This window comes from Sorangium sp. So ce406 (genome assembly GCF_051474675.1).
Taxonomy (GTDB): domain Bacteria; phylum Myxococcota_A; class Polyangia; order Polyangiales; family Polyangiaceae; genus Sorangium; species Sorangium cellulosum_G.
This window is the reverse complement of the sequence record NZ_CP150340.1, coordinates 166,375-183,165: the sequence shown is the minus strand read 5'-3', so window position 1 is coordinate 183,165 and position 16,791 is coordinate 166,375. Positions and strand designations below refer to the sequence as shown.

Sequence of the window (16,791 nt, the reverse complement as noted above, 5' to 3'; positions counted from 1 at the left end):
GAGGGGCGGCGATGTTCCCTGTGACCACGATGCAGGCCGGGACCTGCCAGGCGATGCCGGACACGTGCAAGACCCCGGCGCCGCCTGGCCCGCCGGTGCCGCTGCCGTACCCGAACGTGGCGATGTGCAACCAGGCCGTGCCGAGCACCTGCTCGCTGAAGGTGCTGCTGGCGGGCAAGCCGGTGCTCACGAAGCAGAGCGAGATCCCGATGTCGACCGGCGACGAGCCGGGCTCTGCCGGCGGGGTCGTGAGCGGCAAGATCAAGGGGGAGGCGATGTACCGCACGTTCTCGATGAAGGTGAAGGCCGAGGGTAACCCCATCGTGTTCCACACCTGCTCGGTGGCGCAGAACGGCAAGAGCCCGAACATGCCGATGGGGGTGCAGGTCGCGCCGTCGCAGACGAAGGTCGTGGTGAGCGGCTGAGGAGCCGGGGGGCCGAGGGGCTGGCCGGGCGGGGCGCCGCCCTGGCGGGGTGTCGTCACCGCGTGGTGCACCGCAGCCGGTACGAGCTCGGGGCGGCGGGCGCTGTCGGGTGCCGGCTGGAGGTACACCTCACCCCGCGCGCGCTGCCCCACCAGGCCGTCGAGTTTCACCAGCTCGTGGTGCGGCCCTTGCCGTCCTCGCGGCGGATCGAGGAGGACGCCTTCGGCAACCGCTGCGCGCGCGTCGAGCTCGGGGGGCGCTTTGGCGCCGTCGAGGTGACGGCGCTCAGCGTGGTGCGCCTGGGCGAGGAGGAGGCGGCCGGCGACGGAGATCTCGGGCACGACTGGCGGGCGGCGGCGGCGCGCACCGCGGCCGCCGCGTCGGAGGATCCAGCGCTGCGCGCGTTCGTCGAGGGCACGGCGCGCGCGCCGCGGAGCGCCGCGATGGTCGAGTACGCGCGGGAGAGCTTCCACGAGGGCCGCCCGCTCGGCGCGGCGCTGGAGGACCTGGTCGCCCGGATCCGGCGGGATTTCGCCTTCGATCCTGGGGCCACCGCCGCGGACACCAGCCTCGCTGCCTTCTGCGAGCTCCGGCGCGGTGTCTGCCAGGACTTCGCGCACCTGGCCGTGGCGTGCCTGCGATCGATGGGCCTCGCGGCGCGTTACGTGAGCGGCTACGTGGCCGGCTCCGCCGCGGCGCCGTCGCGCGCCTCGCATGCGTGGGCGTCGGCGTGGTTGCCGTCGGGCGCCTGGTACGACCTCGATCCGACGGTGGGGCGCCTGGGCGCGACCGGTCACATCGTGCTCGGCTACGGGCGCGACTACGAGGACGTCGCGCCGATCCGGGGTACGGCCGAGGGGGCGCGCGGCGCGCGGCTGCGGACGGCGATCCTGGTGGCGCCAGAGGAGAGCGATTGAAGCCTCCCCGCTCCCCCTCACGCTCCAGACATCGGCCCGTCCCCCTCCGCGCGACGAACACCCTCTCTGCAGGGCTATCACATCGAGCTCAAGCGCATTGCCACAAGGCGCCTCTCGCTCCGCCCATCCCCCTCCGCGCGACGAACACCCTCTCTGCAGGGCTATCACGTCGAGCTCAAGCGCCTTGCCACAAGACGCCTCTCGCTCCGACCATCCACCCTCCGGCCGGCAACCCCCTCTCCGATCAAGCGCGTTGCTCCCGGGAACACCGTTTGGATCGCGCGCAACGGCTCTCAGCCTACCCGGCGGGGACTCGCGCGCCTTTCTGTTCCCCCGGGAATGAGCTTCGCTCCGCGGGCGTACGGCAGCCTGCATGAAAGACCACCCTCGCTCGTCACGCCGCGGCTTCCTCGGTGGAGCCGCCTCCCTCCTTCTCCTCGGCTGTGGAGGAGCACAGCGACCGCAGCCCGCCGAGACCCCGGGCGCGACCTCGACGAACGCGTCCCCGGCGGCGGCTCCCACCGCCTCTTTGCCAGCGGCCTCACCCGAGCGGCACGCGCAGGCCGCGCCGGCGCTCGCGCGCATCGAGGCGCAGCTCGGCGGCCGCCTCGGCGTGGCCGCCCTCGACACGGCGACCGGCGCCCGCATCGGTCACCGCGCCGCCGAGCGCTTCGCGATGTGCTCCACCTTCAAGGCGCTCCTCGCGGCGAACATCCTCGCGCGCGTCGACCAGGGCCAGCTCGCGCTCGAGCACCGCGTCCCGTACCGCCAAGCCGATCTCCTCGAGCACGCACCGGTGACGCGCGCCCGCATCGCCGAGGGCAGCCTGACCGTCGAGGAGCTCTGCGCCGCCGCCGTCGAGACCAGCGACAACACGGCCGCCAACCTCCTCCTCGCGCAGATCGGCGGCCCCGCCGGCCTCACCGCCTACCTCCGCGGCCTCGGCGACCAGGTGACCCGCCTCGATCGCGACGAGCCGGCCCTCAACTCGAGCCTCCCCGGCGACCCCCGCGACACGACGACCCCCGACGCCATGACCGACACGTGCCGAGCCATCCTGGTCGACGAGCGCGCCCTCCGCCAGGCGTCGCGCGCACGCCTCACGGCGTGGATGGTCCGGTCGACCACCGGCCTCGCCCGCCTCCGGGCCGGCCTGCCGAGCGACTGGACCGTCGGCGACAAGACCGGGACCGGCGCCAACGGCGCCGCGAACGACGTCGCGGTCGCCTGGCCTCCGTCGCGCGCCCCGATCGTCATCGCCTGCTTCGTCAACGCGCCCGCGGCGAGCGCCGAGGCGCGGAACGCCGCGCACGCGGAGGTCGCCCGGCTCGTCGCCGCGACGTTCGGCTGAGCCGGCGACCCGCCTCGCGTCAGTTCACGGTGGGCACGAACTCCGTACAAGCCTCTTCGATCGCCGTGAGCGCGTTCGTCAGGCCGTCCTCGAGACGCCCCTCGCACAGATCCCAGAAGAAGCCACGCTCGTCGGCAGCGAACGTGTCCACGAGACGCTGCAGGTTGTCGGCCTCATCCGCGCTGCCATAAGCACCGTCGCAGTCCGTCCTCCCGCCGATGCCGAGGAACACGACGTTCTTTGCCTCGCCCTTCGCGGCGACGAGCCGATCGTGGATCTGTTGCGGCCGCTGGGACGGAACGGGCTGCTCGTCCTCGTCGGTGATCGCCACCACCACGAGCAGCGCATCGTCGCGGAGGAACCCCGCGTTCTCGGCGGTCGAGAACGGCGGCTCCAGCGCGGCGGCGACGGCGGACGCGGGCTGCTCGTCGTCGCTGTCGCCGGTGCACTCGACGTCCTCCGCATAGAGATCTGCGGCGCACTGGAACTCGCTCGTGAGCTCGGAGCTCGTGCTCTCCATCCACGCCTTCTGGCTCTGGAACGAGCACTCGCCCGCGGCGCCGCGCGTGTGGAAGTTCGCGGGGAGGGGGCAGGCGTCCATCACGGCCGCGCGAAAGTCCTTGATGCCGCCGATCTGGAGCAGCGCCTGCGCGAAGGCCGGGAACACGACGTCGCGCATCGACGCCTTTTCCTCATCCATGCTGGAGGAGTTGTCGAGCGCGAACACGACATCGACGTGCTGGCAACCCGAGGAGTTCCCGTTGCCGCCCACCCCGCCGTTGGACCCGCCGTCCCCGTTGCCGAAAGGATCACCCCCCTGCCCGAAGGGGTCACCCCCCTGACCACCGAAGATGTCGCCCCCCTGCCCCTGGCCTCCTCCGGCGGTCCCGCTGCCCGGACCCGAGGCGCCCGCGCCGCTGTTCTGGTTCTGGCCCGAGCTATCGCCGCACCCCATGAGACCCACGATTCCTGCGCAGAGCGCCGCGTACCATGCCCTGAGCTCCATTCCTCACTCCTTCTCCTTCGGGGCGTCCTGCCCTACCTCTTCGTAACACGGTCCCATGCGACGTCTATCGCCGGAACGCTGATGGTATCATGCGCGTAGCGCTGGCTCCAGCGAATTGGCCGCGGGCGAGGCTGACCAGCGTCGCCGTCCCTACTGGGCCTTTGCGCAGACGAAGAGGGAACCTGGTCACCCTCAGTGCCGATGAGCCCGAAGGCACCTGAGCGAAACAGTCGCGTGCAATGGCGAGGCACCATCGCGGTGGAAGATTCCTCTCCCGCGTACGCCCTGACGTCCGCCTCCCCGGCACATGCCTGATCCGCGCCGACGCGGCGATCGCGAAGGCATCCTCGGCGCTCCGGCGCTGCGCCGCGACGGATGTCCACCAAAGAACGTACCGACCGGCGGCAGACCACTACGCGGCACTCGGGCGCGCACGCATGCGCCAGGGATGACGCGAGAGGCGGGGCCCCCTCGTCTCGCATTCCGGGGCCACCGGTGCTACACCTGCCGTTTCGCGAGGCTTCTCGCCCGGAGGAAGGGCGATGTCTCGAGCCCGCGCCCTGGATAGATCCACACCGCACCAGCGATGTAGAGAGACGGCAAAATGCCATGAGCAAGCCGTCTCCGACCGGCGCCTGGCTCTCCGCGCGATCTCGCTCACCTGCTCGCCCTCAACCACGATGATGAGCCCGGTACGCTCCCGGCGTGCGCCAGAGCAGCCCGCAGGAGGGCGCGCGCCGCGATCGGCCCGTCGGGAACGACTGCACCCTTTTTCAGCGGACAACGTAGGTCAGCGGGGCCCAGGGCGGTGTCCCTGGTATCCTGAGCGCAGACGTGTGCCACCGTATGCGGTTTCGGCAGGATCTGCGGGCACTGGCGAGCTGTGGGGCGCGGGCGGTGAATTCGGGCGAGCGGCAGACTCGACGGCTGGTCTGAAGTTGCTCGCTTCGCGGGAAGGGTACCGATGTAGGTTTCTTGCCCCCCTGTAGCGGTCCTCCGTAGCGTACCGCGCCGAGGAGAAACACCATGGAGATGCTGCTCGCCAGCGAGCGCCGCGTCACGCGCCGCGCCGCGATCGTGGAGTGCCAGGCCGTGCGCGAGCGGGGCTTCCGGCTGCTCGGGACCCGGGCGATCGACCTGTCCATCGACGGGATGCTCGTGCTGACGAGCGCCCGCGCGCTCACGGGCGAGCCGGTGATCGTCTCGTTCCGGCTCCCGGACACGGACCTCTGGATCGACGCGACGGCGACGATCGCGCGCACCGTCCACGGCCGGCGCGAGGGCGACCCGGGGCGCGCCGTGGGCCTGCGCTTCGACCCGCTCGACAGCGCGTCGGCCCGGCGCCTCCGCGCGGCGCTCGAGCGCTTCCCGCCGACCTACCCGTACCGCGCGCCGCGCGTCGATTACGCGGCGACGGCGGCGATGATCGCGCTGAGCTGACCGGCGCGCCTCACGGCCCGTATTGATCGCCCCGGCGCGGCTCGCCCCTCGAGCGACCGCCGCGCGACGTGTCCGTCCTGTCCACAGGCGCGCCGTCGCCAACGTTCATCCCCGAGGATGCATGGCGGGAGAGCGGCAGTCGCCTCCGGCGGAAGCATTGGCTCGCTGGAGAGCACAGCCTGCCAGCACATCCATGATCACCGCGCGCCGCTGCGGCCCTGCTCGTCCGTGCGACGAGCAGCCCAGCTCTCGCGCGTGACGAGCTCGGCCACGCGCGCGCGGACCTCGTCGCGGATCTCGCGCACGCGCTCCGCCGGCTTGCCCTTGGGATCCTCGAGGGGCCAGTCTTCGCGGCGGAGCCCTGGAACCACGGGACATACCTCCCCGCATCCCATGGTGACGAGCAACGTCGCCTGGCTCGCCAGCGCGTCGGTGAGCCGCTGGGGCTTCACGGCCGAGAGGTCGATCCCCTCCTCCGCCATCGCGGCGAGCACTTCGGGGTGGACGCGCGGGCCGGGCTCGGTGCCGGCCGACATGGCGCGCGCCCTGGAAGGGTCGGACAGCGCGTTGAACCACGCTGCGGCCATCTGGGAGCGGCCCGCGTTGTGGACGCAGGCAAAGAGCACTGTCGTCATGGAGCATCCTCAGGAAGCGCTCGATCGGACGGGACGCAGCACGCAGGCGCACAGCACGCGGCATCGTTCTTCGCGGCATCGTTCTTCGCGGGCATCGCGGGCTGGCTCCCCATCACGGCCGCTTCACCCTTGACGACGAACACCTCCCACGAGTTGCCGTCCGGATCCTCGACCCAGACCTTGTCCTGCACGGCATAGCAACAGGCCGTGTCCTCCTCCGTGAAGGTCTTGAGCCCCGCGGCCTCGAAGCGGCGCCTGGCCTCGATCACGTCTTCCGTGCTCGCGACCTGGACACCGAAGTGGCTCGCGTTGACCCCCGTGCGCGGCGCCTCCTGCATCGTGAGGTTCAACGACGGCAGCGCGAGGTCGAACTTCGCATAGCCGGGACGACGCTTGGTGGCGCCCACGCCGAAGGCCTTCTCGTAGAACGCGACCGAGGCGTCGATGTTCGAGACATTGAGAGAGATATGGGGCTTGAGGATGTTCATCGCGCACCTTTCTTCCAGAAACATCGAATTAGAGAAGAAAAAAAATTAGCAGCACGCCTTGCCGCGCTTGCAGCAGTCCTCCCACAGATACTCCGTGAGGGCGCGAAGCTCGTCGTAGGCAGCGCTGTAGTAGTGAAACGTCCCTTCCCCGCGTGTCCTCAGGATACCCGCGTCGACGAGCCGCTTCAGGTGATGGCTCAACGTCGAGGCCGGCAGCCCGACGTGCGCCTGGATGTCGCCGGCCGGAGCGCCCTCGGCGCCGGCCTGCACCACGAAGCGCAGGACAGCGAGCCGCACGGGGTGACCCAGCGCGGCGAGCTGTTCGGCGTGGCGGTCGAGCTTCGGCGGCACGCGCTACTTCTAACAATGTCGAAGCATGAGCGCCAGCGTCTATTTCGAAAAAATACGAAGTAGCCGGCCTCGTCCTGCTGTACGGGCGCAGGCCCCCGGTTCGAGCCAGTGCGAGCTGGAAGCTGAACGTGTAACCTCGCAGCGACAGGAGGGCTCGATGGCGATGATCGAAGTTGCTGGGCCGAACGCCGACCAGATCCAGTACTGGAACGAGGTCGGCGGACCGAAGTGGGTGGCGCTCCACGACATCATCTCGGCGCAGATCCGGCCGCTGGGCGCCCTCGCCATGGATCGCGCCGGGATCGCCGCGGGCGAGCGCGTCCTCGACGTCGGCTGCGGGCTCGGCGAGACCACGCTGGAGCTCGGCCGGCGCGTCGGGCCGGGCGGCTCCGTGGTGGGCGTCGACATCTCTGCGCCCATGCTGGAGCGGGCGCGCGCGGCGGCGCGGGCCGCGGGCGCCGCGAACGTCGCCTTCGAGAACGCGGACGCGCAGACCACGGCGCTGCCCGGGCCGTTCGACGTCCTCTACTCCCGCTTCGGCGTCATGTTCTTCGCCGAGCCCGAGGCGGCCTTCGCGAACCTCCGGGGGGCGCTGCGGAGCGGAGCGCGGCTCGCGTTCGTCTGCTGGCGATCGATCCAGGAGAACCCCTGGTTGCTCGTGCCGGCCATGACGGCGGCGAGGCACCTCTCGACGCCTCAGCCCGACCCGCACGCGCCCGGCCCGTTCGCGTTCGCCGACGCCGCGCGCGTGCGAGACATCCTCTCGCGCGCGGGGTTCGCCCACGTGCAGCACGAGCCCGTCGACCGGGAGCTGTCGGTGGCAGGCGGGCGATCGCTCGACGAGACCGTCGATTTCCTCCTGCAGATGGGCCCGGCCTCCGCGGCGCTGCGCCAGGCGCAGGCCGGGCCGGAGCTCGTCGAGCGCGTGCGCGCCGATCTGCGCGAGGCGATCGCGCCGTTCGACGGACCCGAGGGCGTGCGCATGGGCGGCGCCGTGTGGATCGTGACGGCGAGGGCGACATGAACGGGAAGGTCTGCATCGTCACCGGCGGCAACACGGGCATCGGCAAGGAGACGGCGCGCGGGCTGGCGCAGCGCGGCGCGACGGTGGTGCTGGCGTGCCGCGACACGGGGAAGGGCGAGGCCGCGCGCGAGGACATCGCGCGCACCACCGGCAACAAGGACGTGGAGGTGATGGCGCTGGATCTCGCGAGCAAGGCGAGCATCCTCTCCTTCGGAGAGCGGTTCCGCGCGACGCGCGATCGCCTCGACCTCCTGGTGAACAACGCGGGGGTGTGGTCGCGCTCGCGCAGCACGACCAGGGACGGGATCGAGGCGACGTTCGGCGTGAACCACGTCGGGACGTGGCTGCTCACGAAGGAGCTCCTCCCGCTGCTGAAGCAGAGCGCGCCGTCGCGGATCGTGATCCTGTCGTCGAAGCTGCATTACCGCGGGACGATGGTCTGGGAAGATCTGCAGTTCGAGCGGCGGACGTACAGCTCGGGGGCGGCATACAACCAGTCGAAGCTCGCGAACGTGCTCTTCACGAAGGCGCTGGCGCGGCGGCTCCAGGGCACCGGCGTCACGGTCAACGCCGTCCACCCAGGCGTGGTCGCGACGGAGCTCACGCGCGATTATCCGAAGATGCTGGTGAAGCTCTTCCAGCTGTTCCTGCTCACACCCGAGCAGGGCGCAGCGTGCTCGCTGCACGTCGCGACGGCGCCGGAGCTCGAGGGGGTGACCGGGGAGTACTTCGACGAGAGCCGCACCAGGCCCGCGGCGACGGCGGCGCTCGACGAGGCCGCGCAGGAGCGGCTCTGGGAGCTCACCGAGGCGCTGGCGTCGTAGTCCTCGCCGCGCGCCGGCCAGGCACGAACGCGAGGAGAGAATCGAGCGGCCAGGACGCCAGGAGAGAGAAGAGCTCGAGGAGGCCGGCTCTCCAATGCTCGCGTGGCGCCGGCGTCCCTGACTCCATTGTCGCGAAACCATTGTCGCGAAGCCGTAACAGGTGTCGCGGAGCCGTAACGGGCTGCGGCGTGCTCCCCATGATATCGAGCGGAACAGGATGCATGAGCCCGCTCTATCCAGCGACGCCGTGACGGCGCTCCCCGGGACGACCGCGACCGCCATGGCGTGGCGCACGGCCCGGGGGCAGCTTCACCTCACCGCGATCGTCAAGGCGACCTTCGCCTTCGCTCCGGATTCGGAGATGCCGGTCGTCGAGCCGCAGCCCATCTTTCGCGGGGAGGTGCACCACGGCAACAACCCGATCCGGGGCATCCGCTTCGCGAGCGACCTCGCGCCTTACCTCGGTCGCGCCGATGTGATGTTCACGGGGCACGCGTATGCGCCGCGCGGGACGAGGGCGCAATCGATGCACGTGCGGCTCGCGGTCGCCGACAGCAGCCGTATCCTCCTGGACAGGCAGCTCCTCGTCCGCGATCGCGACGGCTTCGAGCGGATGCCGTTGACCTGCGACCGCGCCGCGAGCGGCGTGGACGGGCAGGAGAACCCGTTCGGGAGGGGCCCTGACCCCGCCGCGGCGAACATCGTCGATCCGAGAGATCCGAGCCGCCCGGCGGGGTTCGGCCCGATCGCGCGGGCGCTGCCGGCGCGCAGGCGGCGGCTCGGCGCGACGCCGCGAAAGGCGCTGGAGGCGCCCGTCGTCGAGATCCCCGACGGCTTCGACTGGGGCTATTTCCAGGCGGCGCCGGAGGGACAGCAGATCGATCACCTGCGCGGCGACGAGTGGATCCTGCTCGAGGGGCTCCACCCGAGCTTGCCGCGGCTCGCCATGCGCCTGCCCGGCGCGCGCGGCACGGCGCGGATTCACGGCCTCGGCGGCTTCGGCGTGGCGGAGGGGATGCGCCTCGATCTCGTCGCCGACACGCTGCACATCGACGGGGAGGACCAGCGGTGCACGGTCGTCTGGCGGCGGAGCTTCCCGCTCCCGCACGCGGGCGCGCTCGCGGCGGTGCGCGTCGTGGCGGGCATCGAGCTCGCGGGCACCCCCGTCGCGTGGGCGCCGCCGCAGCGCGCGACGCGCGCCGAGGCCGCGGCGCCGGTGTCGTCGCAGCGCGGGCGGGCCGGCACCGTCGTCATCGTGGAAGAAGAGCCCGCGAGCGGGGCGCGCCCCACCGAGACGGCCTTCCTGCAGCCCGACGAGGCGGAGGCGGCCAGTTGCCGCACGGTGATCCCGTTCAAGGTGGCGCCAGCCCCGCATGCGGCCACGGTGGCGCTCGGACCGGACGAGGACGCAGCGGCGAGCGTGAGACACGCGCTGCCGTTCGAGCGCGCCCAGGCGTCGTGCGCCACGCCGCGCGCGAGGCTCGCGCCCTCCACGGACACGGCGCCGGCCGAGGCGGCGCCGCTGTCCATGGCCACGCCGCCCGCCGTCATGGCGCCGCTCTCCGCCGCCGCGCCGCTCTCCACGTTCGCATTGTCCCCTGACGACGACGCCCGCGCGTCTGCGTCCGCAGCGCTGCCATTTCCGGCGATCCAGACGACCATGGAGGAGCGACCCCCGGCGAGGCCTGCCCCCATTCTCGGCGCGACGTGGTCGACGGAGAGCGCGCCGCCCCCGCCGAGCGCTGCGCCCGCCTCGAGCGCGCTACCCGCGCCCTCCTCGTCGCCCCTCAGCGCCCCGCTGGCGAAGGCGCCACCCGCCCCGCCGGAGGACACGGCGGACATCGGCGTGGAGCGCTACGCGACCATTGCAGCGCAGCTCTCCGAGCGGCGCGCTTCCCGGGCCGACGTGCTGGGCGCACACGGGTTATCCGAGGCGCGCTTCGCCGAGATCGAGCGGCGCTGGACCGCCGCGATGGATGACGAGGACAGGCGCGGCGGGCACGCGCTCCGCGACGCCCACGACGCCGCGTACGTCAAGGAATGGGAGGCGCACCGCCGGCCCTTCGAGCTCGCCGACTATGCGCGGCTCACCGTGGCGGCCGAGCGCGGCCACCTCGCCGCCGCGCTCGATTCGCTCGGCATCCGCCGCACCCTGTGGGTGCGGCTGAAGCGGGTCTGGGCAAGGCGCCTCGCCGAGAGCCGGAGCCTCGCCGGCGGGCTCCAGCGCGAGCTCGCGCGGCAACGCGAGCTGCGGAGCACAGACGCGCACCGCGCGGCCCCGAACCGCATGCGCGCCCCCGGGTCCTGAGAACGACGCTCGTGCCGAGGTGCCGAGATCACGGGACACGCGGTGTTTCAGGCAGGGTAGAGGTGAGTTCGTCCCAGGCGAGCACCGCCTCGGGGCGCAGCGATCTCATGCGCGTCACGGTTCGACCGGATAGCCTGCGCTCGAACACCAGCGCCGCGTCGCCCGCGTACAACGTGCCGATGGAGTCGCTGGCCTCTTCGACCTCGTTCAGGGCGAGCGCCCGGGCGAGCTCACGGCCAAGCGGCGACAGCGCGAGCTGGGTCGGGGCTTCTCTGGGGTGGCCCCACAGCGCGAGCCGGGAGACGAACGTGCGCACGGAATCGCTCGTGCGCTCCCACTCGTCCCAGCTGAAATCGTAGCCCCACATGCTGCCGTCCTCCGTCATGCACGCGAGCGTATCGCGGTTGTCGAGGTCGTCCTGGCTCAGGAGGATCGCAGGGCCGCCGGGAGTCTGCTGAACGGGCCACTCCGCGGCGCTCCCTTCGGCGACGGCTCGCTCGAGCATCTGGATTCCGCCGAAGCGCTGGATCCGGTCGACGCTGCGCAGCCCGCCAAACGAGCTCTCGGCGTCCTCAGCCGCCCTGGCGAGCGCTTCGCTCCCACCGTTCTCCAGCACCCACGAGGCCAGCCGCGAGGGATCTCCTGGATCGTGCAGCCGGCAGAGCCAGCGCGACGCCGCCTCTCTCGCTCGGGGTGACAGCGGAAGGGTCATCGACGCTGGATCGACCGTCGCACAGAGAAACCCAACCACGCTTTGTCGAAACCGATCCCCCGGTGCTTCGAGCGGGAGATCGAGATGCCAGGCTTCGCCGTCCAGAGCCGCACGCCCGGTCGCATCGACGTAGTCGTCGCGAAAGTCGATCCAGGCAGACCCAGGCGCGCCAGGTGGCTCTCCCGCTGCTCGAAGCACCGGAAAGACGCACTGTAGCCGCAGCGCCGCGCACTCTTCGAGCCAGGGCCGCAGGCTGGCTGCCGTGGGCCCCAGCACCCGCAAGAACACGTCGTCCCGCAGAGCGAGCACCCCATCGCAGACATGCCACACGAAGCCGTGCTGGCGAGACGATTGGCTCGCTTCGCCGATCCGGCCAGCAACGCCCTTGACGAGGGCGCTCGTCTTGTCGAGCGCGGTGACCGGTCCCGTCTCCGGATAGAGGTTACCCAGACCGACGCGCACGCGAAGCTCGCACTTCGGAGCACGCCACGGCTCGAGCCTTTCGGCCACCTCGTTCAATTCCGAGGCGGAGACCTTGAGCTGTTTCGTTCCACAGAGAGACCGGAGCTCGGGGCCGAACATGCCCATCGCCGTGGTTCCGAGGAAGGGATGGCTGAATCGATTCTTCACGTCGGACCCCAGTCGTTGTTCTCGCCGGTACCTCCGAAGACGCCCGGCGTCATTCCGGCCACACGATTGCTGCGGCGCTGGATCTCCGCATCGGAGAGGTTATTGCGCCCTGCTGCCCGATCGGCCTCGAGCTGCTGTTGATACCGCGTCGCGTTGGCCCGACGAGCGTCATCGAGAGCTGCCGTGTTCCCCTGAGCGGCCTGCTGCGGCGTGCGGTCCAGCGGCGACCCCGCGCCTGCTGGCCTGAAGTTGAGGGGCGGTCCGCCTCTCGGGGGGGACGCGGGAATCACCTCGGGCTGCTGGCCCCACGCGAGCGCGGTCTCCGTGATGACACGCACCCTGCGGCGGCGGAGCTCGATGACGCGCCAGCCGAGCGAGTGGTTCCATCCATGGCCGAGGCCGTAGTCGCGGTCGCGCTGCGCGGAGCTGTAGGCGCGCTCGATCACGAGCGGGAACGCTCCCGGCAGCGCCATGTCGGTGACGGCGACGGTGTAGACGCGACCGGTGACCGGGTCCATGGGGTGCCCCGCCTGCGTTCCTCCCGCGCCGCCGTGCGCCGGGTTGGGGCAGCCGCCGCCGCTGCCCTGGCCGCAGCTCCCGGCGTTGCGTCCGCCGCCTTGGGCGCCGTTGCCGCCGTTCTTGCCCCCGGCGCCCTGGTCTCCGCCGGCCCCGTTGCCGCCCCGCCCGCCGCGGCCTCCGCCGCTACCGCCGCCGCCGAGGATGAAGACGCCGGGGTTCATTCCCGGAATGGCGGGGATGTTCGGAACCGGAGCTGTACGTGCCATGACGCGATGGTCGCGGAATGAGCCACGATGTCAATGCCAGCGGGCATGAGGAATGTTGCTCGGGCGGTGAAGCACGCGAGGTGGCGCCATCCTGCGGATAGCGCGCGGTGGGCAGCGGATTTCAGCACGCGCGCAACGCTGCATGACGGCCGCGGCGTTCTGTGGCGCTTCTGGGCGGCGCCCGCCGCGGGGATCGCGCGGAGGCTCGCCGGCGGTGTTCGAAGCCCGCAGAATGGCCCGCTGGTCTGTCCTCAGTCCCCCGGCTCGGCCGCAGCCTCGTGGAGCTCGCGGACGTCGAGCCGGGCGCCGATGGACGCGAGGTGCGCGACGTCGCCCTCGCGCGCAACGGCGGATGTGAAGCAGCCGCCTCCGTCGCGCGTCCAGACCTCCACGCTGCGCTCCCGGTGCGACACGAGCACGTACTGGCGCAACGAGGCGAGGCTCTTGTAGTGCTCGAACTTGTCGCCTCTGTCGTGCTCCTCGGAGCTGCGGCTCAGCACCTCGACGATGAGCGTCGGGTTCGTCACGGCTTGCTCGTCCTGGGCGTCGCGCTCGATCGGCCCACACACGACCGTGACGTCGGGGTAGGTGGCGAGTCCGGTCGAGGGCACGCGCACGCGAAGGTCGGAATCGTAAGCCCCATAGCGACCTCTGCGGAGCTCGGGAAAGAGGAGGCCGATGACCGCCGCGGCGAGCGCGGCGTGCTCCGGCGTGCCTCCCGCCATCCGTAGATCTGACCGTCGAGGTACTCGTGCTTGACGTTGCTGGACGCCTCGAGGGCCAGGTACTCGGCGTACGTGTGATGGATGCGATGGGCAGGGGCCACGATGGGCACGCAGTATGGCACAGCGAGCCGCGTCCGCCTCGCGCAGCGGGCGCGCGGGCGCGGCCGAGCGGCGGTGCGGCATGGCTGCATCCACGCCGCCCTCGACTGCGGCGGATCCGAGGATCTCGCGAGGCGAACGGAGAAGCATCGACGCCCCGGAACCGTCAGCTTGACCGCTCCGGGGGCGCCCTCGCGGCGCCAGCTGTGGAGCGTGCGCGCGCCATGCAGTAGGCTCACCACCATGACCGCCCGGCAGCTCCTGGTTCAACAGCTCGCTGATCTCTCCGATGAGGACGTTCATGCGCTCCTTCCCATCGTCGAGCGCCTCCGGGCCAAGCACATCGCCCTCGCGAACGCACCCGCGACGCAGGACACACCACCGCTGACGCCGTCACACCGGCGTCACCCCGAGCGGTTTGGACGGCTCGCCGGCTCCGCTCGGTTCGTTGATGATCTCGAGTCTCCCGTCGAGAACGCCGACGCGTGGACATGCGACGAGGAGAACCTGAAACCGTGATCGTGCTGGATACCCACGCCTGGTTCTGACTGGTCGCGTCTCCAGATCGCCTCTCCGAGCAAGCAACGATCGCCATTGATGGAGCAGACAGGCTTGGAGTCTCGGCAATGAGCTGCTGGGAGATCGCGATGCTCGCCGAGAAAGGGAGGCTCGAGCTCGACCGACCGGCACACCGATGGCTCGAAGACGCGCTCGCCAGCAGCGGAACGCTCCTCTTGCCGATCGATCCGGCCGTCGCAGCGCTCGCCGCACAGCTCCCCTTGCACGGAGATCCGGCAGACCGGCTCATTGTCGCGACGACGATCAAGGCCGATGCAGAGCTCATCACGAAGGATCATCAGATACGGACCTCCCGCCTCGTCGTGACCATCTGGTGATGATCTTCCGTACAGCGCCCTGAGCGAGTTACGCCCCTCGCGCGAGCCTCTCGCCGGCTGAGCCGCTGCTCGCCTCTTGGCACGACATCCGCATAGCCGGGCTGCCGCTGATCGCCACAGCCGTGGCCGGGGGAACGGCGCGGAGGAGACCCATGAGCCAGAGACCATCCGATCAATCCGTCCAGGTGAAGCCGCTCGCAGGGCACATCGGCGCCGAGATCCACGGCGCCGACATCTCGAAGCCGCTGCCCGACGAGGCCGTGGCCGCCATCCGCGCGGCGCTGCTGAAGTGGAAGGTCGTCTTCTTCAGGGACCAGCAGCTCGGCCACGCCGAGCAGATCGCCTTCGCGGCGCGCTTCGGCGAGGTGACGTACGCCCACCCGCACGAGGACGAGCCGTTCGACGAGCACCCGGAGATCCTCGCCATCGACAGCCGCCGCTACGACAAGCGCTACGGCAGGCGGTTCAGCTACGAGAACCGCTGGCACACCGACGTCACCGCGGCCGTGAACCCGCCGGCGGCGTCGATCCTGCGGGCGCACATCCTGCCGCCCTACGGCGGCGACACCACCTGGACCAACCTCGTGGCCGCCTACGAGGGGCTGTCCGCGCCGGTGCGCGCGCTCGTCGACGGGCTGCGCGCCGAGCACCGCTTCGGGCTGCGGTTCGCCCCGCAGGACCAGGACAGCCCGTACCTGCGCAAGGTGCGCGAGAACCCGCTGATCTCGGTCCACCCCGTGGTGCGCGTCCACCCCGAGACCGGCGAGCGCGCGCTGTTCGTCAGCCCCGGCTTCACCAGCCACATCGTGGGGCTGTCACCGCGCGAGAGCAGCGCGATCCTCGACCTGCTCTTCGAGCAGATCAGCCGGCCGTCGTACACTGTACGGTTCCGGTGGGAGCCGGGCAGCGTCGCGTTCTGGGACAACCGGGCGACGGCGCACCTCGGGCCGCAGGACCTCGGGCACCTCGACGTGGAGCGCGTCCTTTACCGCGTGACGCTGACCGGGGACATCCCGGTGGGGGTCGACGGGGTGCGCTCGGAGATCGTGGCCGGCGAGCCGTTCGGCAAGCGGCCCCCGAGCAAGCTGAAGGCCGCCCGCAAGGACAAGGCGCCCGAGGCGGAGGTGCAGGCGTGACGGCCGCGGGCGCGGGCGTCGAGAGGACGTCGTTCCTCGGTCCCCGGGGGACGGTGGAGGCGGTGCAGGTGCGCCCCGCGACGGGCGGGCGCTCGCCGACGGCGGCGGTGCTGATCCTGCACGAGGGGCTGGGGCTCACCGCCCACACGATCGAGCTGGCCAGGCGCTTCGCGCAGGAGGGATACCTGGCGTTCGCGCCGAACCTGTACTCGCACGACCCGGCCCACCGGACGTTCACCGAGGCGGAGGTGGCCCGCGGCGTGGGGCTGCTGCGCGCGGCGGATCGCGACGAGGTGGTCGCGCGGCTGCCGGCGGAGGAGCAGGAGCGGCTGAAGAAGGTGTTCGCGTGGTTCAGCGGCCGCGATACGTCGACGTACCTGCCCGACGCGAGGGCCGCGGTGGCGCACCTGGCCGACCGGGCCGACGTGCGCCCGGGGGGGATCGCCGCCGTCGGGTTCTCGCTGGGCGGGGGGCTCGTCGGGCAGCTCGCGGTGGGGGGCGTGGAGCTCGCGGCGGGCGCGGTCTTCTACGGGCAGGCGCCGCCGCTGGAGCAGGTGAAGAGCGCGCGCTTTCCGCTGCAGGTGCACTACGCGGAGGACGATCCGGCGATCACGCCGAGGGCGCCCGCGGTGGAGGAGGCGTTCCGGGCGGCGGGGCGGGAGCTGATCGGGTTCGTGTACCCGGGGACGCGCCACGGGTTCTTCAACGAGACGCGGCCGGTGTACCACGCCGAGGCGGCGCAGCTCGCGTGGCGGCGCACGCGGGAGTTCTTCGCCGAGCGCACCGGGAGCGCGGCGCAGCCGCGGCCGCAGGCGGTCGCCGGAGAGGGCGCGCGCGCGGCGGGGTAGGCGGCGGCTCAACCCGGGTCGGCCGGCTCAACCTGGGTCGGCCGCCTCAACCTGGGTCGGCCGCCTCAACCTGGGTCGGCCGCCTCAACCTGGGTCGGCCGCCTCAACCTGGGTCGGCCGCCTCAACCTGGGTCGGCCGCCTCAACCCGGGTCGGTCACCTCAACCCGGGTCGGCCGCCTGGCCGGTCGCC

The 16,791-nt window shown here is 71.5% G+C and carries 18 protein-coding genes; 11 read left to right on the top strand and 7 right to left on the bottom strand.

Features of this window, described 5'->3' with window-relative positions; genetic code table 11:
• Positions 1-11 precede the first annotated feature (11 nt).
• The 3 genes from WME96_RS00720 (at position 12) to bla (ending at position 2,693) form a co-directional block, all read left to right on the top strand.
• Positions 12-425, top strand: a complete 414-nt coding sequence (locus WME96_RS00720) for a DUF4150 domain-containing protein (RefSeq protein ID WP_061618556.1) — start codon at positions 12-14, stop codon at positions 423-425.
• Between the two features lie 62 nt (positions 426-487).
• Positions 488-1,342, top strand: coding sequence for a transglutaminase family protein (locus WME96_RS00715; RefSeq protein ID WP_437288262.1), 855 nt, complete (start codon positions 488-490; stop codon positions 1,340-1,342).
• A gap of 373 nt (positions 1,343-1,715) precedes the next feature.
• Positions 1,716-2,693 carry a class A beta-lactamase gene (gene bla / locus WME96_RS00710; protein ID WP_437288261.1) on the top strand — a complete coding sequence of 326 codons (978 nt, stop codon included), beginning with the start codon at positions 1,716-1,718 and terminating at the stop codon, positions 2,691-2,693.
• Between the two features lie 19 nt (positions 2,694-2,712).
• Here the strand turns inward: bla and WME96_RS00705 are convergent, their stop codons facing one another.
• Positions 2,713-3,699 (bottom strand): hypothetical protein, encoded by a 987-nt coding sequence (locus tag WME96_RS00705; RefSeq protein ID WP_437288260.1) that lies wholly within the window; start codon positions 3,697-3,699, stop codon positions 2,713-2,715.
• Positions 3,700-4,725: 1,026 nt separating this feature from the next.
• Here WME96_RS00705 and WME96_RS00700 point away from each other — a divergent pair.
• Entirely contained in the window at positions 4,726-5,139 is a 414-nt protein-coding gene (locus WME96_RS00700; protein WP_433932670.1) for a PilZ domain-containing protein, read from the top strand.
• 197 nt (positions 5,140-5,336) lie between these two features.
• Here the strand turns inward: WME96_RS00700 and WME96_RS00695 are convergent, their stop codons facing one another.
• The 3 genes from WME96_RS00695 to WME96_RS00685 are packed head-to-tail and all read right to left on the bottom strand — an operon-like array spanning position 5,337 to position 6,613.
• Entirely contained in the window at positions 5,337-5,774 is a 438-nt protein-coding gene (locus WME96_RS00695) for an arsenate reductase ArsC (RefSeq protein ID WP_437288259.1), read from the bottom strand.
• Positions 5,771-6,262, bottom strand: coding sequence for an ArsI/CadI family heavy metal resistance metalloenzyme (locus tag WME96_RS00690; RefSeq protein ID WP_437288258.1), 492 nt, complete (start codon positions 6,260-6,262; stop codon positions 5,771-5,773). Before WME96_RS00690 ends, WME96_RS00695 begins: the two co-directional genes overlap by 4 nt.
• Before the next feature lie 45 nt (positions 6,263-6,307).
• The gene (locus tag WME96_RS00685) at positions 6,308-6,613 is read right to left on the bottom strand and encodes an ArsR/SmtB family transcription factor (protein ID WP_437288257.1); all 306 of its coding nucleotides are present in this window, start codon (positions 6,611-6,613) and stop codon (positions 6,308-6,310) included.
• Between the two features lie 163 nt (positions 6,614-6,776).
• Between WME96_RS00685 and WME96_RS00680 the strand changes: the two genes are divergently transcribed.
• The 3 genes from WME96_RS00680 (at position 6,777) to WME96_RS00670 (ending at position 10,769) form a co-directional block, all read left to right on the top strand.
• Positions 6,777-7,637 (top strand): class I SAM-dependent methyltransferase, encoded by an 861-nt coding sequence (locus tag WME96_RS00680; RefSeq protein ID WP_437288256.1) that lies wholly within the window; start codon positions 6,777-6,779, stop codon positions 7,635-7,637.
• On the top strand, positions 7,634-8,461 hold the full coding sequence (locus WME96_RS00675; protein ID WP_437288255.1) for an SDR family oxidoreductase: 828 nt from the start codon (positions 7,634-7,636) through the stop codon (positions 8,459-8,461). Before WME96_RS00680 ends, WME96_RS00675 begins: the two co-directional genes overlap by 4 nt.
• Positions 8,462-8,678: 217 nt before the next feature.
• Entirely contained in the window at positions 8,679-10,769 is a 2,091-nt protein-coding gene (locus WME96_RS00670) for a DUF2169 domain-containing protein (RefSeq protein ID WP_437288254.1), read from the top strand.
• A gap of 28 nt (positions 10,770-10,797) precedes the next feature.
• Here WME96_RS00670 and WME96_RS00665 read toward each other — a convergent pair whose 3' ends face one another.
• From WME96_RS00665 to WME96_RS00655, 3 genes are all read right to left on the bottom strand, one after another.
• Entirely contained in the window at positions 10,798-12,111 is a 1,314-nt protein-coding gene (locus tag WME96_RS00665) for a hypothetical protein (RefSeq protein WP_437288253.1), read from the bottom strand.
• Positions 12,108-12,896, bottom strand: a complete 789-nt coding sequence (locus WME96_RS00660) for a DUF6531 domain-containing protein (RefSeq protein WP_437288252.1) — start codon at positions 12,894-12,896, stop codon at positions 12,108-12,110. Before WME96_RS00660 ends, WME96_RS00665 begins: the two co-directional genes overlap by 4 nt.
• A 251-nt stretch (positions 12,897-13,147) precedes the next feature.
• The gene (locus tag WME96_RS00655; RefSeq protein WP_437288251.1) at positions 13,148-13,621 is read right to left on the bottom strand and encodes a Uma2 family endonuclease; all 474 of its coding nucleotides are present in this window, start codon (positions 13,619-13,621) and stop codon (positions 13,148-13,150) included.
• 342 nt (positions 13,622-13,963) lie between these two features.
• On the opposite strand from WME96_RS00655, the gene WME96_RS00650 reads away from it, so the two are divergent.
• From WME96_RS00650 to WME96_RS00635, 4 genes are all read left to right on the top strand, one after another.
• Positions 13,964-14,239, top strand: a complete 276-nt coding sequence (locus WME96_RS00650) for a hypothetical protein (RefSeq protein WP_437288250.1) — start codon at positions 13,964-13,966, stop codon at positions 14,237-14,239.
• A gap of 29 nt (positions 14,240-14,268) precedes the next feature.
• Positions 14,269-14,616, top strand: a complete 348-nt coding sequence (locus tag WME96_RS00645; RefSeq protein ID WP_437292433.1) for a type II toxin-antitoxin system VapC family toxin — start codon at positions 14,269-14,271, stop codon at positions 14,614-14,616.
• A 152-nt stretch (positions 14,617-14,768) separates the two neighbouring features.
• Entirely contained in the window at positions 14,769-15,752 is a 984-nt protein-coding gene (locus WME96_RS00640) for a TauD/TfdA dioxygenase family protein (RefSeq protein ID WP_437288249.1), read from the top strand.
• Positions 15,749-16,600: a dienelactone hydrolase family protein gene (locus WME96_RS00635; RefSeq protein ID WP_437288248.1), complete on the top strand. Its 852-nt coding sequence runs from the start codon at positions 15,749-15,751 to the stop codon at positions 16,598-16,600. Before WME96_RS00640 ends, WME96_RS00635 begins: the two co-directional genes overlap by 4 nt.
• The last annotated feature ends 191 nt before the right edge of the window (positions 16,601-16,791 follow it).